The sequence below is a fragment of the Rhizobacter koreensis genome (assembly GCF_013366375.1).
Taxonomy (GTDB): Bacteria; Pseudomonadota; Gammaproteobacteria; order Burkholderiales; family Burkholderiaceae_C; genus Schlegelella_A; species Schlegelella_A koreensis.
Map to the genome: position 1 here is coordinate 136,342 of NZ_JABWMJ010000002.1, position 23,060 is coordinate 159,401.

The window sequence follows — 23,060 nt, forward strand, 5'->3', positions numbered from 1 at the left end:
CTCCTGCCGTTCATGCTTCGAGGACCCACGTGTCCTTGGTGCCGCCGCCCTGGGACGAGTTGACGACGAGCGAGCCTTCTTTGAGGGCGACGCGCGTGAGCCCGCCCGGCACCATCTGCACCGACTTGCCCGAGAGCACGAACGGTCGCAGATCGATGTGGCGCGGCGCGATGCCGCTCTCCACGAAGGTCGGACACGTCGACAGCGCGAGCGTCGGCTGCGCGATGTAGCGGCCCGGGTCGGCGACCAGGGCGGCGCGAAAGTTCTCGATCTCCTGCTGACTCGCGGCGGGTCCGACCAGCATGCCGTAGCCGCCGGCGCCGTGCACTTCCTTGACCACCAGCTCGGGCAGGTGCGCGAGCACGTACGCCAGGTCGTCGGGTTCGCGGCAGAGGTAGGTCGGCACGTTGGCCAGGATCGGCTGCTCGCCGAGATAGAACTCGATCATCTTCGGCACGTACGGGTAGATCGACTTGTCGTCGGCGACCCCGGTGCCAATGGCGTTGGAGAGCGTCACGTTGCCGGCTCGGTACGCCTCGAGCAGGCCGGCGCAGCCGAGCGTCGAGTCGGGCCGGAACGCGGTGGGGTCGAGGAAGTCGTCGTCGAGGCGCCGGTAGATGACGTCGACGCGCTTGGGCCCCTGCGTGGTCCGCATGAAGACGAAGTTGTCCTTGACGAAGAGATCTTGCCCCTCGACCAGCTCGACGCCCATCTGCTGGGCCAGGAAGGCGTGCTCGAAATACGCGCTGTTGTACATGCCGGGCGTCAGCACGACGACCGTCGGCTCGCTGACCGACGACGGCGCGACCGAGCGCAGCGTCTCGAGCAGCAGGTCGGGATAGTGGGCGACCGGCGCGACCCGGTGCTGGCTGAACAGCTCGGGGAACAGCCGCATCATCATCTTGCGGTTCTCGAGCATGTAGCTCACGCCGCTCGGCACGCGCAGGTTGTCCTCGAGCACGTAGTAGCTGCCGCTGCCGTCGGCGTTGGCGGCACGCACGATGTCGACGCCGGCGATGTGCGAGTACACGTTCTCGGTGACCTGCACGCCCTGCATCTCGGGCCGGTACTGCGCGTTCTTGAGCACCTGGTCGGCAGGCACCACGCCCGCCTTGAGGATCTCCTGGTCGTGATAGACGTCGTGGATGAAGCGGTTGAGCGCGGTGACGCGTTGCGTGAGGCCGCGCTCGAGCTCGCTCCATTCGTGGGCCGGGATCACGCGGGGGATCAGGTCGAACGGAATCAGTCGTTCGGTGCCGCCGTTGCCGCCGTCGGGATCGTCGTCCTTGACGCCGTACACCGCGAAGGTGATGCCGACGCGGCGGAAGATCACCTCGGCTTCCTCGCGTCTCGACAGCATCACCGACGGCGGCTGATTCGCCAGCCAGCGGTCGTAGTCCCGGTAATGTTCGCGCACCACCGCCTCGGTGGCTCGCATCTCGTCGAACCCTGGTCTCATCGGTAACGTCTCCCCCTGTGTCAGGTTAGCAAACCGCGTTCCACGAGTCTCACGGCGGTGCGACCGGCGAGTGCCAGTAGCGCCTCGCGTGGTCGCGCTGGCATCGGCCCGGCAGCGCGTCGTCGGCACGCCAGAGCCACGCACCGCATGCCGGGGTCGCGATCGGCAGCGCGCCCCGCACGCGATAGCGCTCGACGACGTCGGGGGCCGGATGGCCGAAGCGATTGCGGTAACCGGCCTGGAACAGCACCACTCGGGGGCGCACCGCGTCGATGAAGCGCTCGGTCGACGACGTGCGGCTGCCATGATGCGGTGCGATCAGCACGTCGCTGCGAAGGGCCGCGCCGTGCACGTCGACCAGCGCACCCTCCTGCGCACGCTCGATGTCGCCGGCAAGGAACACGCTGCGCCCACCGGCGCTCACGCGCACCACACATGACAGCGCGTTCGGCTTGAGGCCGGCGTCGTACGCGGCCGCGGGCGGCGCGAGAACGTCGAAGCGCACGCCGTCCCAGAGCCAGGTCGCGCCCGCCGTGCAGCGCATCGGCGTCGGCAGCAGCGGGTGCAGAGGGTGCGTCGGCTCGAGCGACGTCAGCACGCCGCCGACGGCGACCGCGCCGACGACGGCGCGGGTGCCGCCGACGTGGTCGCTGTCGCGATGGCTCAGCACCAGGCGGTCGATATGCCGTTCGCCGGTCGCTCGCAGCAGCGGCACGACGACGCGCTGGCCGGCGTCGCTCTCGCTCGAATACTGCGGTCCGGCGTCGTAGAGCAGCGTGTGACCGCGCGTGCGAACCAGCACCGCCGTGCCCTGCCCCACGTCGAGCGCGAGCACGTCGAAGCTGCCCTCGGGCGGTCGCTCGTGCGGCGGCAGCAGCAGCGGCAGACCGAGCGGCAGCGCGAGCAGGCGCGCCCGCCACGGGATCGGCAGCACCAGGAGCAGCGCGGCGACGAGGCCGGCCAGCGCGGCCCACGGTGGCGCCGCCGCGACGCTCCACACCACGATCGGCAGCGACGCGAGCGCCTCCAGCACCCGGGTGAGCGCGACGACGCCCAGCGCAGCGAGCTGCCACAGCAAGGGCAGCAGCGCGCCGGCGAGCGCCAGCGGCGTGACGACCAGCGTGACGAGCGGGATCGCGATCAGGTTGGCGGCGAAGCCGACCAGCGAGATCTGCTGGAAGAACACCAGCGTGAGCGGCGCGAGGCCGACCGTCGCGACGAGCTGGGTGCGAACGCCGCCGCGCACCGCGCGGGTGCCCGGCGCGAGCCAGCTGCGCGGTGATCGCCACGCGAACGGCGCGGCGGGCTGGGCTCGCTCGTCGCGATTGCCGCCGCTCGACGCCAGCAGCAGCCCGACCGCCATGAACGAGAGCCAGAACCCGGGCTGCAGCAACGCCCACGGATCGAGTGCGGTGACCACGACGGCGGCGCCGAGCAGCACCAGCGGCAGCGGCCAGCGCACGCCGCCCAGGCGCAGCAGCGCGACCGCCGCAAGCATCAGCACCGTGCGCTGTGCCGGCACGCCCCACCCCGCGAAAACCGAGTAGCCGAACGCCACCACGAGGCCCACGGTCCAGGCGGCGTGCGGCGTCGCGATGCGCAAGGCGGCGCGGCCGCTGCGCCGCCACAGCGCGCGCGCGGCGACGCCGGCGAGCCACGCCAGCATCGTGACGTGCAGCCCGCTGATCGACATCAGGTGCGCGACGCCCGTGCTGCGGAACAGCTCCCAGTCGTCGCGCTCGATCGCACCCTGGTCGCCGACGGCGAGCGCGGCCAGCACGCCGGCGGCGCGGCGGTCGGCGACGTGCGCGTCGATGGCGTCGCGAACGCGCTGGCGCAGCCGCTCGACGGGGAAGCCGGCGCTCGCATCGAGCAGGCGTGCCGGCGCGTCGCGCACGTAGCCGGTCGCGCGCACGCCCTGCTCGAACAGCGCGAGCTCGTAGTCGAAGCCGTGCGGGTTGAGGCTGCCGTGCGGCCGGCGCAGGCGCACCGTGAAGCGCCAGCGCTGGCCGGCACGCAGCTCGCGCTGCGGTTGCGATGCTGCCGCATCGGGATGCACGCCCTGGTACCAGCCGAGCGCGAGCGTGCGCGGAAGCACGACCGCGCTGCCGCTGCTCTCCGCCTCCTCGACGCGAAAGCGGAAGCGCACGCCCGCCGCACTGCGCTGCGGCAGGCTCGCGACCACCCCAGTGACGACGAGGTCCTGCCCTTCGAGCGCCGGCGCCAAGGCATTGCCGAGCAGAACGCCCGCGTGCAGGCCGGCGACGCCCCAGGCGAGTGCGGCCGCGGCCATGCCGGTCGCCAGCACCGCGAGCGTGCCGTGCAGCTTGCGGGCGTCCTCAGGTGGCGATCCAGCGCGGGCGCCGTCGGCGCGGAGCCCGGGGCGCGGCGCAGTGCGGCGCCGCGCGGACACACCCAGAACGATCAGACCGATCAGCCCTGCCGCGAGCGCGGCCGCGTACGCCGGCGCCCGGTTCAACGCCGCTTCCTGCAGCTGCAGCGCGGTGCCGCCGAGCCAGCCGAGCGCCCCTGTGCCCAGGCGCCAGCCGGTGTCTCGTCGCTGCATGGTCGCAGTGTAGGATTTGCCGTTGCCCCGACCGCACGCCGCCATGCCTTCGATCCAAGACCGCCTCGCCGAACTGCAGATCGCGTTGCCGCCGCAGGCCACGCCGGCGGGTGCCTACGTGCCGTTCGTGCGCACCGGCGACCTCGTTTTCCTGTCGGGCCACATCGCCAAGCGCGACGGCCGCGCCTGGGTCGGTCAGCTCGGCCGCGACACCGACACCGCGACCGGCCAGCAGGCGGCGCGCGCGGTCGCCGTCGACCTGCTTGGCACGCTGCAGGCGGCGCTCGGCGACCTCGAACGGGTCGAGCGCATCGTCAAGGTCACCAGCCTCGTCAACAGCACGCCCGACTTCACCGAGCACCATCTGGTCACCAACGGCTGCTCCGAGCTGCTCGGCCAGGTGTTCGGCGAGCGCGGCGCGCACGCACGCGCCGCGTACGGCGTGGCGCAGCTGCCGCTCGGCGCCTGTGTCGAGATCGAGCTCGTCGCCGAAGTGCGATGAGCACGCGCCTGCCCTCGCGCTCGACCGCCGCCGACGCCCCGCGCCGCCGCTCGAGCCTGCTGCTCGCCGTCGGCGCGCTGTTCGCGTTCGGCGCGGTCGGCGCCGCGCTCGTCTCGCAGCACGTGTTCGGCATGGACCCGTGCCCGTGGTGCGTGCTGCAGCGCGCGATCTTCGTCGCGATCGGCATCGCCGCGCTGCTCGGCCTGCTGCTGCGCAGTGCGCCGCTGCGCTCGCTGATGGGCGGGCTCGGCCTGCTGCTCGCGCTCGGAGGCATCGCCGCCGCGCTCTGGCAGCACTTCGTCGCGGCGGCGTCGGCATCGTGCAACCTCACCCTCGCGGATCGCATCGTCGGCGCGCTGCGCCTCGACAGTGCGCTGCCGGACGTGTTCGCGGCCCGTGCGAGCTGCGCCGACGCGGCGGTCGACCTGCTCGGCATCCCCTACGACTTCTGGAGCCTCGCGGCGTTCGTGATCCTTGCGCTGCTGCTGGTGCGCGTGCTCGCGCTGCAGGGCCGCGTCGCGCGTCTGGCGCGGCGCTGACGAGCCCGATGCGCGCGGCGGACCGCCGGCGCTACTGCGCGAAGCCCTTCGGCGGCGGGTCGGCGTCGAACGCGTACTGCTGCAATGCGGCGACCTCGTCCGACAGGGCGTCCAGCACGGTCAGCACGGCCGACTCCGAGTAGCTGTCGGCGAGCACCGCGTCGCACACCGCGCGCGCGGTGCGCAAACGTTCGCACACCGCCACGGCGGCATCGATCTCGAACTGCGGCGCGTGCGCGGCACGCAAGGCGGCGAGCCGCTGCTCGAATGCGCCGGCTGCCTCGGGACCTGACTTCTTCATTGTTTCGTTTCCTGTCTGCTGCCGCGCGCCGCGCGCGGTAAGGCGTTCGAATGGTAGTCGGCCAGCGGCGCGCCACCCCCGCGGGCCGCCACGCGCCGACGCGCGCGGCGCACGTGCGCCACGGCCCCGGCGTCAGCCTTCCGCGACGATGCGACTCGCCTTCTGCATCGCGTCCTGAGCCCGTCCCTTGCGTGCGCGCCGACCGACGTGAGGTGCGAGGCCGGCGCTCCTCAGCACCTCTTCCCTGGCCTTGCCGCCGCGCCCGCTGCCGACCACGCGCAGCGCATCGCCGAACGCGGCGACGCTGACCAGCGCGTCGCCCTCTTCCAGGTCGATGAGGGTGAGGCCGCGTCCGCCGCCTGGCTGCAGCTTGAGCTCGTCGAGACCGAACACGAGCAGCCGACCGTTCAGCGTGAGGCACCCGACCTTCGTCGCAGCGGTGCCGACGATGCTCGGCGGCAGCGGCTTCTCGTCGCCGACGAGCGTCAGGAACGACTTGCCGCCGCGCTGGCGCGCGACCAGGTCGCCGAGCCTGGCCAGCAGACCGAAGCCGCCGGTCCCGGCGAGCAGCAGCGTCGTCGCGACCGGGCCGGCGACGTAGTGCGCCGGCTGGGTGCCGGTCTCGACGTCGATCATCGACGTGACCGGCTGGCCGTCGCCGCGCCCGCTCGGCAGCAGCGCGACCGGCGTCGAGTAGACGCGTCCGTTGCTGCCGAACACGATGAGCGGGTCGACGCTGCGGCACGCGAACGTGCCGTAGAGGCCGTCGCCCGGCTTGAACGTCAGCGTCGCGGCGTCGACCTCATGCCCCTTGAGTGCGCGGATCCAGCCCTTGAGGCTGACCACCACCGTGACCGGTTCGTCGACGATGCGGATCTCGGCGGCGGCGCGCTTTTGCGGCTCGATCAGGGTGCGACGGTCGTCGCCGTGCGTCTTGGCGTCGGCCTCGATCTCCTTGACCACGGTGCGCCTGAGCGCCGCCGGGCTGCCGAGGATCTCCTGAAGCTTGCGTTCGTCCTCGCGCAGCTGCTTGAGCTCGGTCTCGATACGGATCGCCTCGAGGCGCGCGAGCTGGCGCAGCCGGATCTCGAGGATGTCCTCGGCCTGCCGATCGGTCAGACCAAAGCGTTCGATCAGCGCCGGCTTCGGCTCGTCGGCAGCCCGGATGATGCGGATCACCTCGTCGATGTTCAGCAGCACCAGCATCCGGCCCTCGAGCACGTGGATGCGGTCGGCCACCCTCGCGAGGCGATGCTCGGAGCGCCGCTGCACCGTGCGCAGCCGGAAGCCGATCCACTCGACGAGGATGCGGCGCAGGCTCTTCTGCGTCGGCCGGCCATCGGCGCCGACCATCGTCAGGTTGATCGGCGCCGAGCTCTCGAGGCTGGTGTGCGCGAGCAGCACGTTGACGAGGTCCTGCTGCGGCGTGGTGCGCGTCTTCGGCTCGAACACGAGCCGCACCGGCGCGTCCTTGCTCGACTCGTCGCGCACCGCGTCGACGACGCCGAGCACGCTGCCCTTGAGCTGCAGCTGCTCGGCGCTGAGCGCCTTCTTGCCGAGCTTGACCTTGGGGTTGGTGAGCTCCTCGATCTCCTCGAGCACCTTCTGCGCGCTGGTGCCGGGCGGCAGCTCGGTGACGACGAGCTGCCACTGGCCGCGCGCGAGGTCCTCGATCTTCCAGCGCGCACGCACCTTGAGGCTGCCGCGGCCGGACGCATAGGCCGCGCGGATCTCCTCGGGCGCGCTGATGATCTGCCCGCCGCCGGGGTAGTCGGGGCCCGGGATCAGCTGGGCGAGCGCGTCGTCGGTGAGCGACTCGTCCCTGATCAGCGCGACCGCGGCGGCGGCGACCTCGCGCAGGTTGTGGCTCGGCACCTCGGTCGCGAGGCCGACCGCGATCCCGCTCGCGCCGTTGAGCAGCACGAACGGCAGGCGCGCCGGCAACTGGCGCGGCTCCTCGGTCGAGCCGTCGTAGTTCGGCACGAAATCGACCGTGCCTTCGTCGATCTCGTCGAGCAGCAGCCGCGTGATCGGCGCGAGGCGCGCCTCGGTGTAGCGCATCGCGGCGGCGCCGTCGCCGTCGCGCGAGCCGAAGTTGCCCTGGCCGTCGATCAGCGGATAGCGCTGCGCGAAGTCCTGCGCCATGCGGACCAGCGCGTCGTACGCGGCCTGGTCGCCGTGCGGGTGGAAGCGGCCGAGCACGTCGCCGACGACGCGTGCGCTCTTGACCGCCTTCGGGCCGTTCGCGGTCGTGAACGCCAGGCCCATGCGGGCCATCGCGTACATGATGCGGCGCTGCACCGGCTTCTGGCCGTCCGAGACGTCCGGCAACGCGCGACCCTTGACCACCGAGAGCGCGTATTCGAGATAGGCGCGCTCGGCGTATTCGGCCAGCGCCACCGCGTCGGCGTCGGCCGGGTCGGGCGTGAAGAGATCGATCATGGAGTCGGGTTCAGGGTCGGGGCGCCGCGCGGCTCGGGTCGCGCAGCCGGTTCATAAATGGCGAGGTGGCGGCACGCCGGACGTGCCGGTACGCCTCAGGTCACGGACGCGCCGCCGGCGCGCGCACGCTGCAGCGCCCGGTGCTCGGCCTCGAGGAGCGACATCACGATCAGGGTGTCGTAGCCGTCGTCGGTGCGCACGCTCTCGCGCAGCCGCCCTTCCTCGACAAAACCCTCGCTGCGGTAGAGCTGCTGGGCGCGCACGTTGCGCGACTTCACGTCGAGCCAGAAGCGGTGCGCGCCGAGGTCGCGGAACGCCATGTCGGCAAGCAGGCGCACGCAGCCGCGCCCGAGCCCCTGCCCCTTGGGCTGCAGCACCAGCCGTTTGAGCTCGACTGAACGGTGCGGGTTGCGGCACCCCTGCAGAATCACGAAGCCGGCCGACGGCCAGCGCTCGCCGGCCTCGATGATGAAGTGCCGGAAGTCCGGAAAGCGCACCGCCCCTTCGTGCTGGGTGCGCTCCCACGGCGTGATGAACGGGCGGTTGGCCGGGTCCTCCTCGACCGAGATCACGAAGTCGAGGTCCGACAGCATGGTGGGCCGAAGGCGCAGCGGCGGCGTCGGCCGGGCGGCTCGCGCCGCCTCGCCTTGCGCGCCGTCGGTGATGAGCGTCATGGTGCGGCGCCGACTAGACGTCGACCTCGACCGCGTTGCCGCGCAGTTCCATCAGGTCGCGGCGCGCCTGCGCCTCGCCTTTGCCCATCAGCTTGGTCAGCGACGCCGTCGTGCCGATGAGGCCGAGCGCGCTGTAGTCGACCTTCAGCAGGCGCCGCGTCTCGGGGTTGAGCGTGGTGTCCCAGAGCTGCTCGGCGTTCATCTCGCCGAGGCCCTTGAAGCGGCTGACGCTCCACGAGCCCTCGCGCGCCCCTTCCTTCTTGAGGCGGTCGATCGCGGCATGCAGCTCGCCATCGTCGAGCGCGTACATCTTCGCCGGCGGCTTCTTGCCGCGCGCCGGCGCGTCGATCCGGTACAGCGGCGGCTTGGCGATGAAGATGCGGCCGGCCTCGATCAGTTTGGGGAAGTGGCGAAAGAACAGCGTCAGCAGCAGCACCTGGATGTGCGAGCCGTCGACGTCGGCGTCCGAGAGGATGCAGATCTTTCCGTAGCGCAGCCCCGAGAGGTCGGGCGAGTCGGCCGCGCCGTGCGGGTCGACGCCGATCGCGACCGCGATGTCGTGGATCTCGTTGTTGGCGAACAGGCGGTCGCGCTCGACCTCCCAGGCGTTGAGCACCTTGCCGCGCAGCGGCAGGATCGCCTGCGTCTCCTTGTCGCGGCCCATCTTCGCGCTGCCGCCCGCCGAGTCGCCCTCGACCAGGAACAGCTCGTTCGACGCGAGGTCACGGCTCTCGCAGTCGGTCAGCTTGCCGGGCAGCACCGCCACGCCCGAGCCCTTCTTCTTCTCGACGCGCTGGCCGGCGCGCTGGCGCGTCTGCGCCTGCCGGATCACCAGCTCGGCGAGCTTCCTGCCGTGCTCGACATGCTGGTTGAGCCAGAGCTCGAACGCCGGCCGCGTGCAGCCCGAGACCAGGCGCAGCGCCTCCCGGCTGTTCAGGCGCTCCTTGATCTGGCCCTGGAACTGCGGGTCGAGCACCTTGGCCGAGAGCACGAAGCTCGCGCGCGAGAACACGTCCTCGGGCATCAGCTTGACGCCCTTGGGCAGCAGGCTGTGCATGTCGACGAAGCCCTTGACCGCGTTGAAGAGGCCATCTTTGAGCCCCGACTCGTGGGTGCCGCCGGCGACCGTCGGAATCAGGTTGACGTAGCTCTCGCGCACCGGCGAGCCCTCGTCGGTGAACGCGACGCACCAGGCCGCGCCCTCGCCCTCGGCGACGTCCTCGCTCTCGCCGCCGTCGGCATAGTGCTCGCCTTCGAAGAGCGGGATCAGCGGGTCGGCGGTGACCGCCTGCATCACGTAATCGGCCAACCCGCCGCGGTACAGCCAGACCTGCTGCTCGACCTCGTCGCGGCCGGCCTTCTCGACCGCCAGGCTCACGGTGACGCCCGGCATCAGCACCGCCTTGCTGCGCAGCAGGTGGACCAGCTCGCCGCGCGGCAGGTCGAGGCTGTCGAAGTAGCGCGGATCGGGCCAGACGCGCACGGTGGTGCCGCTCTTGCGTTCGCCGGCAGCGGGCTTGCGCAGCGTGAGCGGCTCGATCACCTCGCCGCCCGCGAACGCGACGCTCGCGACCTGGCCGCCGCGCCAGACGCTCACTTCGAGCCGCCTGGCAAGCGCGTTCGTGACGCTGACGCCGACGCCGTGCAGCCCGCCCGAGAAGCTGTAGGCGCCGCCGGCACCCTTGTCGAACTTGCCGCCGGCGTGCAGACGCGTATAGACGATCTCGATGACCGGCACGCCTTCCTCGGGGTGCAGGCCGTACGGAATGCCGCGGCCGTCGTCGACCACGCTGATCGAGCCGTCGGCGTGCAACGTCACCGCGATGGTCTTCGCATGCCCGGCGAGCGCCTCGTCGGCCGCGTTGTCGATCACCTCCTGCACGACGTGCAGCGGGTTGTCGGTGCGGGTGTACATGCCGGGCCGCTGCTTCACGGGCTCGAGGCCCTTGAGCACCCGGATCGATGCCTCGCCGTAGGGAGTCGCGCTTGCCTTGGTTGCCATCGGCCGGGATTCTAGGAGCCTGGGCGGCAGCGCCCGGAGCCCTTCGGACCGCCCCTCCGCGCGGTCCGGACACCCCCGTTTGGCTACAGTCGCGCGCATGAACGAGCCGAACGAGCGCACCGGCGCCGCTGCCACGGAGCCGGGCAACGCCGCGGCAACGGCCCCGGCGAGCCCGACGGTGATCGTCATCACGGGAGCGTCGGACGGCATCGGCGCCGAGATGGCACGCCAGTGGTCGGCGGCCCGGCGCGGCGGAATCGCGCTGGTGCTCGCCGCCCGCAACGTCGAGAAGCTCGAGGCGGTGGCAGCGTCCTGCCGCGCCAACGGCTCGCAGGTGCGGGTGCAGCGCTGCGACGTCGCCCACGCGGCCGACTGCCGCGCGCTGATCGGCACGGCGGTCGACACCTTCGGCCGCATCGACACGCTGGTCAACAACGCCGGCATGTCGGCGCACGCCAACCTTGCCGACGTGGGCGACCTCGACTGGTACGAGACGCTGATGCGCATCAACCATTGGGGCAGCGTCTGGTGCACGCACGCCGCGCTGCCGCACCTGCTGGCAAGCCGGGGCCGCATCGTCGCCGTGGCGAGCCTGGCGGGGCTGGTCGGGGTGCCCGGCCGCACCGCATACAGCGCAACCAAGTTCGCGATGGTGGGATTCTTCGAGTCGCTGCGCACCGAGCTGCTGGAAGGCGGCGTCAGCGTGACGATCGCGTACCCGGGCGTGGTCGCGACCGAGATCCGCCGGCGCGGCTTCGACGCGAGCGGACGCGCGGCCGGCAGGAGCGGCCTCGACGAGCGCGACGCGATGCCGGTCGAGACCTGCGCCCGCCTCATCGTGGAAGGCACCGAGCGGCGCCGGCGCGACATCGTGATGTCCGGCAAGGGCAGGCTCGGGCGCTGGCTCAAGCTGGTCGCGCCGGGCTACGTAGACCGCCTGGCGCTCAAGGCGCTGAACCGCGAAGGCGGCGCGTGAGCGCGCCCGTGCCGCACGGCCCCGGCAGCGGCGAGGCGTCGCCGTGGGTGACGCGCTGGGCGCACCTCGTGCGGCCCGGCGGCAGCGTGCTCGACGTCGCCTGCGGCGGCGGTCGCCACGCGCGCTGGTTCGCGCGCCGGGGCTGGCGCGTCACGGCGGTCGATGTCGACGCCGCGGCGGTCGCGGCGCTCCCGAGCCCGATCGAAGGCATCGTGGCCGACCTCGAAGACGGCGCCTGGCCATTCGAGGGGCGCCGCTTCGACGCGGTCGTCGTCACCAACTACCTCTGGCGGCCGCTGATGCCCACCCTGCTGGGCGCGCTGGCCGAAAGCGGCGTGCTGATCCACGAGACGTTCGCGGCCGGCCACGAGAGCGTCGGACGGCCGCGCAGTCCGGCGTTCCTGCTCGCGCCGGGCGAGCTGATCGAATTGACTGCGGGCCTGCGCGTGGTCGCCTATGAGGACGGCTTCCTCGAAGCGCCGGAGCGCTTCGTGCAGCGCATCGTGGCGGTGCGCGAGGCCGCGGAGGCACCCGCACCCGCGCGGCATCACCTGCGGCGGCCGGAGCCGCAGCCGGCCGGCTAAAATCCGCCGATTCCGAGGACCTCGCATGAAAACCATCGTTGGCAGCATCGTCGCGCTCGTCACGCCGATGCTCGAGGACGGCAGCATCGACTACGCCGGCCTGCGCAGCCTGATCGACTGGCACATCGCCGAAGGCACGCAGTGCCTGGGGGTGGTCGGCACGACCGGTGAATCGCCGACGGTGACCGTCGACGAGCACTGCGAAGTCATCCAGGTCGCCGTCGAGCACGCCGCCGGCCGCATCCCCGTGATGGCCGGCACCGGCGCCAACTCGACCGCCGAGGCGATCGAGCTGTCGCGCTTCGCGCTCAAGGTCGGCGCCGACTGCACGCTGTCGGTGGTGCCCTACTACAACCGGCCGTCGCAGGAAGGCATCTACCGGCACTTCAAGGCGATCGCCGAAGCGGTCGACGTGCCGATGGTGCTCTACAACGTGCCGAGCCGGACCGTTGCCGACATGAGCCCCGACACGGCCCTGCGGCTTGCGGAAGTGCCCGGCATCGTCGGCATCAAGGAAGCCAGTGGCGACATCGGCCGCGCCTGCACGCTGATCAAGCGGCGCCCGTCCGGCTTCGCGGTCTATTCCGGCGACGACAGCAGCGCGGTCGCGCTGATGCTGCTCGGCGGCGACGGCAACGTCAGCGTCACCGCGAACGTCGCGCCGCGCGCCATGCAGGATCTCTGCGCCGCGGCGCTCGCGGGCGACGCGCGCAAGGCTGCCGCGATCCAGCTGCGCCTGATGCCGCTGCACCAGGCGCTGTTCGTCGAGCCGAGCCCGACCGCCAGCAAGTGGGCACTCGAGCGCCTCGGCCGCTGCGGCAGCGGGCTGCGCCTGCCGATCACGCCGCTCAGCCCGGCCGGGCAGGCGATCGTCGAAGCCGCCTTGCGCGAAGCCGAACTGCTGTGACCCGGGCGCGCCGCCCCGCTCGCCTCACGTGACGCCGGGCGCGCCCAGCCGCGCCGGCGCGGCACCTCTTCATCGGAGACTTCCCTCGTGACCCGTTCTCTTCCCTTCCGCGCGCTGCCGGCGCTGCTTGCCGTGTGCGCGGCGCTCTCGGGCTGCTCGTCGTTGTCCGACCTGATGGCGGGCGACAAGGTCGACTATCGATCGGGCGCCGAGCGCACCAACGGCCTCGAAGTGCCGCCCGACCTGACGCAGCTCTCGCGCGACACGCGCTTCCAGGCGCCCGGCGGCACCGTCAGCGCGTCGACCTACCAGACGGCCGCGTCGGCCCCGCCGCTGAGCGCAACACCGACCGGCGCCGCGGTCGCGCCCAAGGCGGTCGGCGACTTTCGCATCGAGCGCCTCGGCAACGAGCGCTGGCTGAGCACCACGCTGCCGCCCGAGCAGCTCTACCCGCAGGTGCGCTCGTTCTGGCGCGACGCCGGCTTCACGCTGGTCACCGATCTGCCCGACGCCGGCGTGCTCGAGACCAACTGGGCCGAGAACCGGGCCAAGCTGCCGCGCGACTTCATCCGCTCGACGATCGGGCGCGTGTTCGACGGCCTGTATTCGACTGGCGAGCTCGACAAGTTCCGCACCCGCATCGAGCGCACGCCGACCGGCAGCGACGTCTACATCACGCACCGCGGCATGGTCGAGGTGTATCAGGGTGAGCGCCGCGAGAGTACGGTCTGGCAGGCGCGCCCGACCGACCCGCAGCTCGAGGCCGAGTTCCTGAGCCGCCTGATGGTGCGACTCGGTCAGAAGGAAGAGGTCGCGCGTGCGACCGTCGATGCGGCCGCGGCCGCACCGGCCGGCCCGGCGCGCGCGCGCCTCGTCAGCGGGCGCCCGGCGGCGACGCTGCAGGTCGACGACAACTTCGACCGCGCCTGGCGCCGCGTCGGCCTCGCGCTCGACCGCAGCGGCTTCACGGTCGAGGACCGCGACCGCGCCCAGGGCCTCTACTACGTGCGCTATGTCGACCCCGACGTCGTGCGCCGTGAGGAGCCGGGGTTCCTGGCGCGCATGTTCAGCTTCGGCCGCGCGAGCAAGGACGACACCAGCCTCGCCCGCTATCGCGTCCACGTGGCGAGCGACGGCGCCACGAGCACCGTGACCGTGCAGAACGCGCAGGGCGCGCCCGAGAACGGCACCACCGGCCAGCGCATCGTCAGCCTGCTGCTCGAGGACCTGAAATAGGCTGCGCCGGGTGACGCTCCGGTTCTGCAGCCTCGGCAGCGGCAGCAGCGGCAACGCGACGCTCGTCGAGGCGCGCTCCGGCTCCACGGTGAGCCGGTTGCTGATCGACTGCGGCTTCTCGCAGAAGGACCTCGAGACGCGCCTTCAGCGCGCGGGACTCGCGCCGAGCGACCTCGACGCGATCTTCGTGACCCACGAGCACGGCGATCACGTGGGTTGCTCGGTCGCCCTCGCCCGGCGCCACGGCATCGACCTCTGGATGAGCCGGGGCACCTGGCGTGCGCTCGGCGAGGCCGAGTCCCCGGGCACGTTGCGCTTCGCGCGCGACGGCGAGGCCATCGTCGTCGGCGACCTGCTGCTCGAGCCGTTCACCGTCGCGCACGACGCCGCCGAGCCGCTGCAGCTGCGCTGCAGCGACGGCGCCGCGCTGCTCGGCGTGCTGACGGACGCGGGCTCCATCACGCCGCACATGCTCGAGCACCTCGCCGGCATCCACGCCCTGCTGCTCGAGTGCAACCACGACCGCGCATTGCTGGCAGCGTCGCGCTACCCGCCGTCGCTCAAAGCCCGCATCGGCGGCCGCTTCGGCCACCTCAGCAACGAGACCGCCGCCGAGATCCTGGCCGCCTGCATGCACGACGGCCTCGGCCGGCTGGTCGCCGCGCACCTCAGCCGCGAGAACAACAGCCCCGATCTGGCGCGTCGCGCGCTTGCCGATACCTGGGGTTCGCGGCCGGCGGACATCGTGATCGCGGACCCGCAAACCGGTTTCGACTGGCTGGTCGTCGGCTGAGCGCAGCGAGCTCGGCGCCGGGATCGCCCGTCGTCCCGAATCGGAAAGCCAGCTTCGACTGGAGAGCTAGAAGCCCCCGTAGCGCAGCGCGCGTGATCCGGCGCTGAACGTACGGTCGGGGTCAAACGCCGTCGAGGGCTGCGCCGGCGCGAAATGGTGGCGCCGGCTTCGAGGCGGACCGGCAAACAAAAAGCCGCCCGAGGGCGGCTTTCTGTCGAGGCACGAAGGGATCAGCGCGGGGCCGAAGCACCGGTCGAGCCCATCGAGCCGCCCATCGCGGCCGAAGCGGCCGAGTCGGCGGCCGAAGCCGCAGCCGACGCCGACATCGCGGCGCTGTTGGCGGCGCCGACGGCAGCCGACGCGTCCGACGCACCCGAAGTAGCCGGCGGCGTGACGATAGTGGTCGTCGAAGCGGGCGGCGTGGTGGTCGTGGTGTCGGCAGCCGGCGGGGTCGACGGAACGACGGTGGTCGTCTCTTCCTTCTTCGTGCAGGCCGCGAACGAAACAGCGGCGACCATGGAAGCGATCAGAAGTGCTTTTCTCATACTTGTCCTCAATTCTTTGGTTTACGTGACCGGGAGCCCTCCTCAAGGAGTCCCTTCGTTCAAAGACAAGGAAAGCCGAAGCATTCCCGTGCCTAACGCGCGAGTATAGCCGTGTTAGGTGGTTTCCCTAGAGCCCGAGCATGGTTACCGGAAACGCCTCGGAAGATCGTTGCAGGACCGCATCAATCTGCTCCCGCGAGCGCACCAGATCGGGGACGTCGCGCGACACCGTACCGCGGTGGTGCACCGGGTCGACGAGCCGCACGGCGAGCAGGTTGCCAGCGAGCAGCAGACAGGGCATCTGACCGCGTTCGAGCTCGTCGTTGCTGCGGCACTCGACGATGTGCGACCACGGCCGCCGCCACTCGGACCAGCGCGCATGGCGCCGCGCCACCTCGTCGAAGGTCTCCGCGATCAGCGTCAGCTTGCGATGCGACGCCGCCCAGCGGCCGAGGTTCTCGATCACGCCCGGTTCCGACAGCGGCCAGTCGGCGAACGTCGAATCGGCGAACCAGAGCTCGCGCGCGCCCTCGCGCGCCGCTGCGGCGATGGCATTGCGAATCGCCTGCTGGAACTCGCCGCGCGAGGCGATCGGGGTGACGTGCTGCTCGTCCATGCGGTCAGTCTCCGGGAGGTCCGTGGTGGCCGAGCTTGACCCAGCCGTGGGCGATCCAGTCGTCGAGCAACGTTCGCGCCTCGTCGCTCAACGCGGCGACCTGGGCCGAGACCAGTTCACGGTGGTCGGCGAGCGCGCGCATCAGGCGGGCGTCGCGGCCCGCGGCGCGGAACGACTCGCCGTTGATGAACACGTGCCAGTCGTCGTAGAGCATCCGGGTGCGGCGGTCGAGCTGCACCGGGTTGCGCAGGCGCGCGGTGCCGCGGCGCGGCGGCCGCCCCGGCTCGAAGACGGCGCTCGGCCGCGGCTCGCTCAGGATCTCGCCGAGCGCGCAGGCGCGCGCCTCGGCGTCGCCGACGAGGCGCTCGATCGCCGCGTCGGCAAAGCGCGCGAGCCGCTCCGGCACGCGCGCGGGCTCGACCGTGGCCGGCTGTGCCGGGTCGTCGTAGGCGGCATCGTCGTCGTCCTCGGCGGCGTCGAGCATGCGCTCGATCAGCTCGTTGGCGAGCGCGTTGCGACTCGGCGCACGAAAGCCGATCGACGCCGTGATGCACTCGCCTTCGGCGATGCCGTCATGGCCCCAGCCGGGCGGCAGGTAGAGCATGTCGCCCGGCTCGAGGCGCCATTCGGCGGTGGGTTCGAACGTCGCGAGGATCTTCAGCGGCAAACCCGGCTCGAGCGCCGGATCGGCGACCGGGCCGATGCGCCAGTGCCGAGTGCCGTGCAGCTGCAGCAGGAACACGTCGTACGAGTCGACGTGCGGACCGACGCCGCCGCTATCGGTCGCGTACGACAGCATCAGGTCGTCGACGCGCGCGTCGGGGATGAAGCGGAAGCGGTCGAGCAGCGCACGCGCCGCATCGGAATGCTCGTCGACCGCGTTGACGAGCACGGTCCAGCCGGCCTTGCTCGGCGACGGCAGCGTGCCGGGCGCGAACGGCCCCTGGCGCACGCGCCAGCGTGCGCCGCGCACCACCAGGCGCGCGTCGACGCCGTCGCGGCCGGCAAGCTCGAACAGGGCGTCGCGGTCGGGCAATTCCGCCAGATCGGTGATCGCCTGGCGGACGAGCAAAGGCGCTTTCTGCCAATGGCGCCGCATGAAGGTGCGTGGCGCCAGTCCGCCGAGCAGCGCCGTCCGGCGGGTGATGTCCATCGGGCGATTGTGCGATCATCGATCGATGCATGTAACCGCACCCTGTGTCGTCACCCTCACGTGGCGACTCGACGATGCGCAGGGCAACCTGATCGACGAATTGACCGAGCCGGTGGAGTTCTTCTTCGGCGGCGACGACCTCCTCGAGAAGGTCGAGGAGGCGCTCGACGGCCAGGAGGTCGGCTTCGAGAGCACCCTGCATCTCGAGCCCGAGCACGCGTTCGGCGAGTACGACGCCAACCTCGTGTTCTTCGAGGACCGCGCGCTCTTCCCCGAGAACGTCGAGCCCGGCATCCAGTTCGAAGGCCCGCCCGAAGGCGCGAAGACGCCCGACATGCCGCCAGACGCGATCTACACCGTCACCGAGGTCTACCCCGACCACGTGGTGCTCGACGGCAACCATCCGCTCGCGGGCATCGCGCTGCGCCTGTCGCTGGTGCTGCGCGACATCCGCGAGGCAACCGACGAGGAGATCGACGCCCGCTCGGTGGGTCAGACCACGTTCAGCATCGGCGGTCACCCCGCCGAACGCGGCCTGCTGCACTGACCCGCGCGGCTGGCGCGTGCCGGCCGGCAGCGTTCGCCCGTCGCCCGGCTACGCCGCGACTCCGGCGGCTTCGGTGGTGCCCTCGGGCGTCGTGACCGGACCCTTGCCGCTGAAGCGGTCGAGCGCGAGGTAGATCACCGGCGTGATGTAGAGCGTGATCGCCTGCGAGAACACCAGGCCGCCGACCACCGCGAGGCCGAGCGGCTGCCGCAGCTCGGCACCGGCGCCGAGGCCGAGCGCGATCGGCAGCGCGCCCATCAGTGCCGCCAGCGTCGTCATCATGATCGGCCGGAAGCGCAGCACGCAGGCCTCGCGAATCGCCTCGGGCGCCGACATGCCCTGCGTGCGCTGCGCGTCGAGCGCGAAGTCGATCATCATGATCGCGTTCTTCTTCACGATGCCGATCAGCAGCAGGATGCCGATCATCGCGATCAGCGTGAGGTCCTGACCGAAGAACTTCAGCATCAGCAGCGCACCGACCGCCGCCGACGGCAACCCGGCGAGGATCGTCAGCGGGTGCACATAGCTCTCGTAGAGCACGCCGAGCAGCACGTAGATCACGAGCAGCGCCGCGATGATGAGGATCGCCTGGCTGCCCTGCGAGCTCTTGAAGACCGCGGCGTCGCCGCCGTAGCGCGTGATGATCGAGGCCGGCAGGCCGATCTGCTCGCGGTACCGCTCGATCGCCGCAGTGGCGTCGCCGAGCGCGACGTTCGGTGCGAGGTTGAACGAGAGCGTCACCGCCTGCAGCTGCCCGACGTGGTTGATCGAGGTCGGCCCGACGCTGCGATCCACCGTGGTGAAGCTCGACAGCGGCACCAGCGCGCCGGTGCTCGAGCGCACGAAGATGTTGTTGAACGCGCTCTCGTTCTGCTTGGCGTCGGCCGCCACTTCCATGATCACCTGGTAGCTGTCGACCGGCGTGTAGATGGTCGAGACCTGGCGCTCGCCGAACGCGCTGAACAACGCCGAGCGGATCGCCTCGATCGACACGCCGAGCGTGTTGGCGCGGTCGCGGTCGATCTTGAGCGATGCCTGCAGGCCCCGCAGCTGCGAGTCGCTCGTCACGTCGCGGAACTTCGGGTCGCTGCGCATCGGCTCCATCAGGCGCGCCGCCCAGTCGCTCAGCTCGTCGGCCTTCACGCTCTGCAGGATGAACTGGTACTGCGCCTTGCTCTGGCGCCCGCCGAGCTGAAGGTTCTGGATCGGCCGCATGAAGACGGTGATGCCCGGCACGTCGCGCAGCTTCCGGCGCAGGCCCTCGATGACTTCCTTCATCTCGGCGCGCTCGCCGCGGGGCTTGAGGTTGAGGAACATGCGGCCGGTGTTCTGCGCGCCGCTGCCGCCGTTGAACGAGTTGACCGTCGCGACGTTCGGGTCGGCCCGCATGATCTCGACGACCCGGTTCTGCAGCTGAACCATGGCCGGAAACGAGGTGTCCTCGGCGGCCTCGGTGCTGACCGAGATCTGGCCGATGTCCTCCTGCGGGAAGAAGCCCTTGGGGATCATGACGAAGAGGACGCCGGTCGCGACGAACGTGAGCAGCGCGACGAAGCCAACGAGCTTGCGCCGCGCCAGCGCCCAGTCGAGGCTCCGGGTGTAGCCGCCGAGCAGCTTGTCGAAGCCGCGCTCGAACGAGCGCACGATGGCGCCCGGCCGCTTCATCGTCGCCTCGTCCTTGAGGAACCGGCTCGCCAGCATCGGTACCAGCGTCAGCGAGACGAACGCCGACGCGATGATGGCCAGGGACACGATGACCGCGAACTCGTGGAACAGCAGGCCGATCACGCCCGGCATGAAGAAGATCGGGATGAACACCGCCACCAGCGACGTCGAGATCGAGATGATCGTGAAGCCGACTTCGCGCGAGCCGCGCAGCGCCGCCTGGAACGGCTTCTCGCCATGCTCGATGTGCCGCATGATGTTCTCGAGCATCACGATGGCGTCGTCGACAACCAGGCCGACCGCGAGCGTGATGCCGAGCAGCGAGATGTTGTCGAGCGTGTAGCCGAACCCCCAGAGCAGCGCGACTGCACCGAGCAGCGACACCGGCAGCGAGAGCGTCGGCACCACCGTCGCGACGAAGCGGCGCAGGAACAGGAAGATCACCAGCACCACCAGCACGATCGTGCCGAGCAGCGTCAGGCTGACGTCGTGCAGCGCCTCGCGAACCGACACCGAACGGTCGTTGACGAGGTCGACCCGCACCGACTGCGGCAGCTGGGCCTGGAACCCCGGCAGCGCCGCGCGCACCGAGTCGACCACCTGCACCGTGTTGGCGTCGGGCTGGCGCAGCACCGCGAGGGTGATCGAGTTCTCGCCGTTGAAGGTCGCCGACGTCTTGGTGGTCTCGAAGCTGTCTTCCACCCGCGCGACGTCGCGCAGCCGCACCGGATTGCCGTTGCGGTTGCTGACGATGAGGTCGGCGAACTCGGCGGCGTTGCGCAGCTGCCGGTTGGCCTGCAGCGTCAGCGTCTGACGCGGCCCTTCGAGCGTGCCCACTGGCGTGTTCGCGTTCGCGGCGCGCAGCGCGTTGGTCAGCTCGTCGAGGCTGATGTCGCGCGCCGACAGCGCCTCCGGGTTCACGCCCACGCGTACCGCGTAGCGCTTCTGGCCGTAGATGTTGACCTGGGCGACGCCGTTCAGCGTCGACAGGCCCGGCGCGATCAGGTGCTCGGCGAAGTCGTTGAGGTCCGACAGGCTCAGCGACGGCGACGTCAGCGCCAGCAACAGCACCGGCGCGTCGGCGGGGTTTACCTTGCGGTAGGCCGGCGGCGCGGTCATGTCCTGCGGCAGGTCGCGCTGCACCCGCAGCAGCGCCGCCTGCACATCGACCGACGCGGCGTCGATGTCGCGGCCCTCCTCGAACTCGAGCGTCAGCGACGTGTTGCCGAGGGTGTTGTTCGAGCTGATGATGCTCAGCCCCGGGATCGTCGCGAACTGCTTCTCGAGCGGCAGCGCGACCGACGTCGCCATGGTCTCGGGGCTGGCGCCCGGCAGGCGCGCGGTCACGTTGATGACCGGCGTGTTGTAGCTCGGCAGCGCGGCGACCGGGATGCGCGTGTACGCGATGATCCCGGCGAGCACGATCGCCGCGTTCAGCAGCACGGTGAGCACCGGCCGCCGGATGAACAGCTCCGAGAGGTTCATGCGCCCTCCTCGTTACGGGGCGGTGGTCGGCGACGTCGCGTTCGGCGCCCCGGCCTGACCGCGACTACCGGGGCCGCCGGCACCACCCGCGGCCATGCCGACGCGCGCGCCGCCGTCGCCACGACCGCCGGCCGCACCCGACGCGGCACCGTTGCCACGCCCGCCGCGCGTGCCGGCGCCGCCGCGCTCGACCACGTTGCTGCCCGGCCGCAGGTTCTGCCGTCCTTCGAGCACCACGCGCTCGCCGGGCTTGACGCCGGTGACCACCGCGTCTTCGCCGGCGGCGTACACGAGCTCGACCGGGCGCGCCGCCGCCTTGCCGCTCGCCTCGACCACGTAGACGATGCGACCGGTCGGGCTCGTGATCACCGACGCCTGCGGCACCACGATCGCGCCCTTGAGCGTCTGCACCGCGAGGCGGACGTTGACGAAGGCGCCCGGCCAGAGCCGCTCGTCGGCATTGGCGAACTGCGCCTTCACGCGTACCGTGCCCGACGCCGCATCGACCGCGTTGTCGACGAACTGCAGCTTGCCGACCAGCGTGCCGCGGCCCTCGGGGACGACCGCCTCGACGCGGCCGCCGCCGCTGCGCAGCGTCTGCAAGGCATCGCTCAGGTGGCGCTGCGGCAGGCTGAACGCGACGGCGATCGGGTCGAGCTGGGTGATCGTGACGAGCGGGTTGCCCGTCGGCGCGACGCTGCTGCCGGCGAACACGTTGATCGCGCCGGCGCGCCCCGCCGACGGCGCGGCGATCCGCGTGTACGAGAGGCCCACCTGCGCCGCCTCGATCGCCGCGCGGTCGGCGGCGACCACCGCCTGCTGCGATTCGACCAGCGTCTGGTTGGTGTCGACCGCGACCTGCGAGACGAAGTTCTGCGCGAACAGCTCCTTGCTGCGCGCGAGCTGGCGCTGCGCGTCGGCGAGCGCCGCCATGTCCTTGGCGAGCTGGGCCCTGGCGCGCGTGACGTTGACCTCGTCGGCGCGCGCGTCGAGCGTGAACAGCAGCTGGCCGGCCTTGACGAACTGGCCCTCGCGAATGTGGACCTTGGTGATGGTGCTGGCGACCTGCGGGCGCACGTCGACGCTGTTGAGCGCGGTGACGGTGCCGGTGGCCTCGAGCTGGACGTCGACGTCGCGCTGCTGGGCACGCACCGTGGTCACGCTGACCGCGGCACCGCCGGCGCCGGAGGCCGCGCCCGAAGCACCCCGCCCGGCCGCGCCCGGCGCATTGGCCGTCACCGTCGGGTCCTGACGCGACACGATATAGCCGGCGCCGATGGCGACCAGCGCGACGACGGCGATCGCCGCCAGGACCGACTTCTTCATGGAGGTCCGATTCTGCCTGTGGGTGGCGCGCGGCCACCGGTGATTTCGTGAGAGGAGGCGCGCCGTCGGTCAGCTAGGGCCTGTCAGCGCGACGGGAAGCCACGCGCCGCCTCGGCCCGCAGGGTGATCAGCCCACGGGCGCCCGCCGCGTTGCAAGTCCGCGCCATAGCTGCCGCCATGTCTGCGGTTTGCGCCTTGCGGGCGCCCGTTTGCTGTCACGCGTCGCTTCCCGTCGCGCTGGCAAGCCCGCGTCCGGTCGAACCGAAGCCGCCGCTGCCGCGATCGGACGCGTCGAACGCGTCGACCACGCGGAAGGTGGCGCGCACCACCGGAACGATCACCATCTGCGCGATTCGTTCCATCGGCTGCACGGTGTAGGTCGCGCTGCCGCGGTTCCAGCAGCTCACCATCAGCGGCCCCTGGTAGTCGGAGTCGATCAACCCCACCAGGTTGCCGAGCACGAGGCCGTGCCGATGGCCGAGCCCCGAGCGCGGCAGGATCATCGCGGCGAGCGCCGGGTCGCCGATGTGCACGGCGATGCCGGTCGGGATGAGGTGTGCGTCGCCGGGGCGCAGCTCGAGCGGCGCGTCGAGGCAGGCGCGCAGGTCGAGCCCGGCGCTGCCGGTCGTGGCGTAGGCCGGGAGCTGATCGGCCATGCGGGGATCGAGGATGCGGACGTCGACGCGGGTCATCGTGGAGGGCGGCGCTGCAGCCGGATGCGGTTCGAGCTCGGTGCCCGGCG

20 protein-coding genes are annotated in these 23,060 nt (G+C 71.4%); 9 read left to right on the forward strand and 11 right to left on the reverse strand.

What is annotated here, in order from left to right; genetic code table 11:
* Nucleotides 1-10: 10 nt before the first annotated feature.
* Both HQN59_RS04505 and HQN59_RS04510 read right to left on the reverse strand, forming a co-directional pair.
* The gene (locus tag HQN59_RS04505; RefSeq protein WP_176066547.1) at nucleotides 11-1,459 is read right to left on the reverse strand and encodes a circularly permuted type 2 ATP-grasp protein; all 1,449 of its coding nucleotides are present in this window, start codon (nucleotides 1,457-1,459) and stop codon (nucleotides 11-13) included.
* Between the two features lie 49 nt (nucleotides 1,460-1,508).
* Nucleotides 1,509-4,025 (reverse strand): DNA internalization-related competence protein ComEC/Rec2, encoded by a 2,517-nt coding sequence (locus tag HQN59_RS04510; RefSeq protein ID WP_176066550.1) that lies wholly within the window; start codon nucleotides 4,023-4,025, stop codon nucleotides 1,509-1,511.
* Nucleotides 4,026-4,068: 43 nt separating this feature from the next.
* Here HQN59_RS04510 and HQN59_RS04515 point away from each other — a divergent pair, with 43 nt between their 5' ends.
* Nucleotides 4,069-4,527, forward strand: coding sequence for a RidA family protein (locus HQN59_RS04515; protein ID WP_176066552.1), 459 nt, complete (start codon nucleotides 4,069-4,071; stop codon nucleotides 4,525-4,527).
* Nucleotides 4,524-5,066: a disulfide bond formation protein B gene (locus HQN59_RS04520; protein ID WP_176066554.1), complete on the forward strand. Its 543-nt coding sequence runs from the start codon at nucleotides 4,524-4,526 to the stop codon at nucleotides 5,064-5,066. Before HQN59_RS04515 ends, HQN59_RS04520 begins: the two co-directional genes overlap by 4 nt.
* A gap of 31 nt (nucleotides 5,067-5,097) precedes the next feature.
* On the opposite strand, the gene HQN59_RS04525 is transcribed toward HQN59_RS04520, so the two are convergent.
* From HQN59_RS04525 to HQN59_RS04540, 4 genes are all read right to left on the reverse strand, one after another.
* On the reverse strand, nucleotides 5,098-5,367 hold the full coding sequence (locus HQN59_RS04525) for a hypothetical protein (protein ID WP_176066556.1): 270 nt from the start codon (nucleotides 5,365-5,367) through the stop codon (nucleotides 5,098-5,100).
* A gap of 132 nt (nucleotides 5,368-5,499) precedes the next feature.
* Entirely contained in the window at nucleotides 5,500-7,809 is a 2,310-nt protein-coding gene (gene parC, locus HQN59_RS04530) for a DNA topoisomerase IV subunit A (RefSeq protein WP_176066558.1), read from the reverse strand.
* Nucleotides 7,810-7,904: 95 nt separating this feature from the next.
* Nucleotides 7,905-8,483 (reverse strand): GNAT family N-acetyltransferase, encoded by a 579-nt coding sequence (locus HQN59_RS04535; protein ID WP_176066559.1) that lies wholly within the window; start codon nucleotides 8,481-8,483, stop codon nucleotides 7,905-7,907.
* A gap of 13 nt (nucleotides 8,484-8,496) precedes the next feature.
* A complete protein-coding gene (locus HQN59_RS04540; RefSeq protein ID WP_176066561.1) occupies nucleotides 8,497-10,485 on the reverse strand; it encodes a DNA topoisomerase IV subunit B in 1,989 nt (662 codons plus the stop codon).
* A gap of 97 nt (nucleotides 10,486-10,582) precedes the next feature.
* Between HQN59_RS04540 and HQN59_RS04545 the strand changes: the two genes are divergently transcribed.
* From HQN59_RS04545 to HQN59_RS04570, 6 genes are all read left to right on the forward strand, one after another.
* Nucleotides 10,583-11,461 carry an SDR family oxidoreductase gene (locus tag HQN59_RS04545; RefSeq protein WP_176066563.1) on the forward strand — a complete coding sequence of 293 codons (879 nt, stop codon included), beginning with the start codon at nucleotides 10,583-10,585 and terminating at the stop codon, nucleotides 11,459-11,461.
* Nucleotides 11,458-12,045, forward strand: coding sequence for a methyltransferase domain-containing protein (locus tag HQN59_RS04550; protein WP_176066565.1), 588 nt, complete (start codon nucleotides 11,458-11,460; stop codon nucleotides 12,043-12,045). The genes HQN59_RS04545 and HQN59_RS04550 overlap by 4 nt, the downstream gene beginning before the upstream one ends.
* Nucleotides 12,046-12,070: 25 nt before the next feature.
* A complete protein-coding gene (dapA, locus tag HQN59_RS04555; RefSeq protein ID WP_176066567.1) occupies nucleotides 12,071-12,952 on the forward strand; it encodes a 4-hydroxy-tetrahydrodipicolinate synthase in 882 nt (293 codons plus the stop codon).
* A gap of 87 nt (nucleotides 12,953-13,039) precedes the next feature.
* A complete protein-coding gene (bamC, locus tag HQN59_RS04560) occupies nucleotides 13,040-14,188 on the forward strand; it encodes an outer membrane protein assembly factor BamC (RefSeq protein ID WP_342451122.1) in 1,149 nt (382 codons plus the stop codon).
* Between the two features lie 10 nt (nucleotides 14,189-14,198).
* Nucleotides 14,199-14,981: an MBL fold metallo-hydrolase gene (locus HQN59_RS04565; protein ID WP_176066569.1), complete on the forward strand. Its 783-nt coding sequence runs from the start codon at nucleotides 14,199-14,201 to the stop codon at nucleotides 14,979-14,981.
* A 153-nt stretch (nucleotides 14,982-15,134) separates the two neighbouring features.
* Nucleotides 15,135-15,635, forward strand: a complete 501-nt coding sequence (locus HQN59_RS04570) for a hypothetical protein (RefSeq protein ID WP_176066571.1) — start codon at nucleotides 15,135-15,137, stop codon at nucleotides 15,633-15,635.
* Nucleotides 15,636-15,653: 18 nt separating this feature from the next.
* Here the strand turns inward: HQN59_RS04570 and HQN59_RS04575 are convergent, their stop codons facing one another.
* Both HQN59_RS04575 and HQN59_RS04580 read right to left on the reverse strand, forming a co-directional pair.
* The gene (locus HQN59_RS04575; protein WP_176066573.1) at nucleotides 15,654-16,142 is read right to left on the reverse strand and encodes a hypothetical protein; all 489 of its coding nucleotides are present in this window, start codon (nucleotides 16,140-16,142) and stop codon (nucleotides 15,654-15,656) included.
* Nucleotides 16,143-16,146: 4 nt separating this feature from the next.
* Nucleotides 16,147-17,295 carry a cupin domain-containing protein gene (locus HQN59_RS04580; RefSeq protein ID WP_176066575.1) on the reverse strand — a complete coding sequence of 383 codons (1,149 nt, stop codon included), beginning with the start codon at nucleotides 17,293-17,295 and terminating at the stop codon, nucleotides 16,147-16,149.
* Between the two features lie 25 nt (nucleotides 17,296-17,320).
* Between HQN59_RS04580 and HQN59_RS04585 the strand changes: the two genes are divergently transcribed.
* Nucleotides 17,321-17,842, forward strand: a complete 522-nt coding sequence (locus HQN59_RS04585; RefSeq protein ID WP_176066577.1) for an FKBP-type peptidyl-prolyl cis-trans isomerase — start codon at nucleotides 17,321-17,323, stop codon at nucleotides 17,840-17,842.
* Between the two features lie 48 nt (nucleotides 17,843-17,890).
* Here HQN59_RS04585 and HQN59_RS04590 read toward each other — a convergent pair whose 3' ends face one another.
* The 3 genes from HQN59_RS04590 to dut form a co-directional block, all read right to left on the reverse strand.
* The gene (locus HQN59_RS04590; RefSeq protein ID WP_176066578.1) at nucleotides 17,891-20,992 is read right to left on the reverse strand and encodes an efflux RND transporter permease subunit; all 3,102 of its coding nucleotides are present in this window, start codon (nucleotides 20,990-20,992) and stop codon (nucleotides 17,891-17,893) included.
* A 12-nt stretch (nucleotides 20,993-21,004) separates the two neighbouring features.
* Complete coding sequence (locus HQN59_RS04595; RefSeq protein ID WP_176066580.1) at nucleotides 21,005-22,318, reverse strand: efflux RND transporter periplasmic adaptor subunit; 1,314 nt, start codon at nucleotides 22,316-22,318, stop codon at nucleotides 21,005-21,007.
* Nucleotides 22,319-22,533: 215 nt separating this feature from the next.
* Nucleotides 22,534-23,010, reverse strand: a complete 477-nt coding sequence (dut, locus tag HQN59_RS04600; protein ID WP_176066582.1) for a dUTP diphosphatase — start codon at nucleotides 23,008-23,010, stop codon at nucleotides 22,534-22,536.
* Nucleotides 23,011-23,060 lie beyond the last annotated feature (50 nt).

Excerpts from the sequence above, each read along its gene's own strand:
- HQN59_RS04575 (WP_176066573.1), bottom strand. The coding sequence starts at position 16,142 with ATGGACGAGCAGCACGTCACCCCGATCGCCTCGCGCGGCGAGTTCCAG.
- HQN59_RS04515 (WP_176066552.1), top strand. The coding sequence starts at position 4,069 with ATGCCTTCGATCCAAGACCGCCTCGCCGAACTGCAGATCGCGTTGCCG.
- HQN59_RS04505 (WP_176066547.1), bottom strand. The coding sequence starts at position 1,459 with ATGAGACCAGGGTTCGACGAGATGCGAGCCACCGAGGCGGTGGTGCGC.
- dapA (WP_176066567.1), top strand. The coding sequence starts at position 12,071 with ATGAAAACCATCGTTGGCAGCATCGTCGCGCTCGTCACGCCGATGCTC.
- HQN59_RS04520 (WP_176066554.1), top strand. The coding sequence starts at position 4,524 with ATGAGCACGCGCCTGCCCTCGCGCTCGACCGCCGCCGACGCCCCGCGC.
- dut (WP_176066582.1), bottom strand. The coding sequence starts at position 23,010 with ATGACCCGCGTCGACGTCCGCATCCTCGATCCCCGCATGGCCGATCAG.
- HQN59_RS04570 (WP_176066571.1), top strand. The coding sequence starts at position 15,135 with ATGGTGGCGCCGGCTTCGAGGCGGACCGGCAAACAAAAAGCCGCCCGA.
- HQN59_RS04510 (WP_176066550.1), bottom strand. The coding sequence starts at position 4,025 with ATGCAGCGACGAGACACCGGCTGGCGCCTGGGCACAGGGGCGCTCGGC.
- HQN59_RS04580 (WP_176066575.1), bottom strand. The coding sequence starts at position 17,295 with ATGGACATCACCCGCCGGACGGCGCTGCTCGGCGGACTGGCGCCACGC.
- HQN59_RS04585 (WP_176066577.1), top strand. The coding sequence starts at position 17,321 with ATGCATGTAACCGCACCCTGTGTCGTCACCCTCACGTGGCGACTCGAC.
- HQN59_RS04590 (WP_176066578.1), bottom strand. The coding sequence starts at position 20,992 with ATGAACCTCTCGGAGCTGTTCATCCGGCGGCCGGTGCTCACCGTGCTG.
- HQN59_RS04545 (WP_176066563.1), top strand. The coding sequence starts at position 10,583 with ATGAACGAGCCGAACGAGCGCACCGGCGCCGCTGCCACGGAGCCGGGC.
- HQN59_RS04525 (WP_176066556.1), bottom strand. The coding sequence starts at position 5,367 with ATGAAGAAGTCAGGTCCCGAGGCAGCCGGCGCATTCGAGCAGCGGCTC.
- HQN59_RS04540 (WP_176066561.1), bottom strand. The coding sequence starts at position 10,485 with ATGGCAACCAAGGCAAGCGCGACTCCCTACGGCGAGGCATCGATCCGG.
- HQN59_RS04595 (WP_176066580.1), bottom strand. The coding sequence starts at position 22,318 with ATGAAGAAGTCGGTCCTGGCGGCGATCGCCGTCGTCGCGCTGGTCGCC.
- parC (WP_176066558.1), bottom strand. The coding sequence starts at position 7,809 with ATGATCGATCTCTTCACGCCCGACCCGGCCGACGCCGACGCGGTGGCG.
- HQN59_RS04535 (WP_176066559.1), bottom strand. The coding sequence starts at position 8,483 with ATGACGCTCATCACCGACGGCGCGCAAGGCGAGGCGGCGCGAGCCGCC.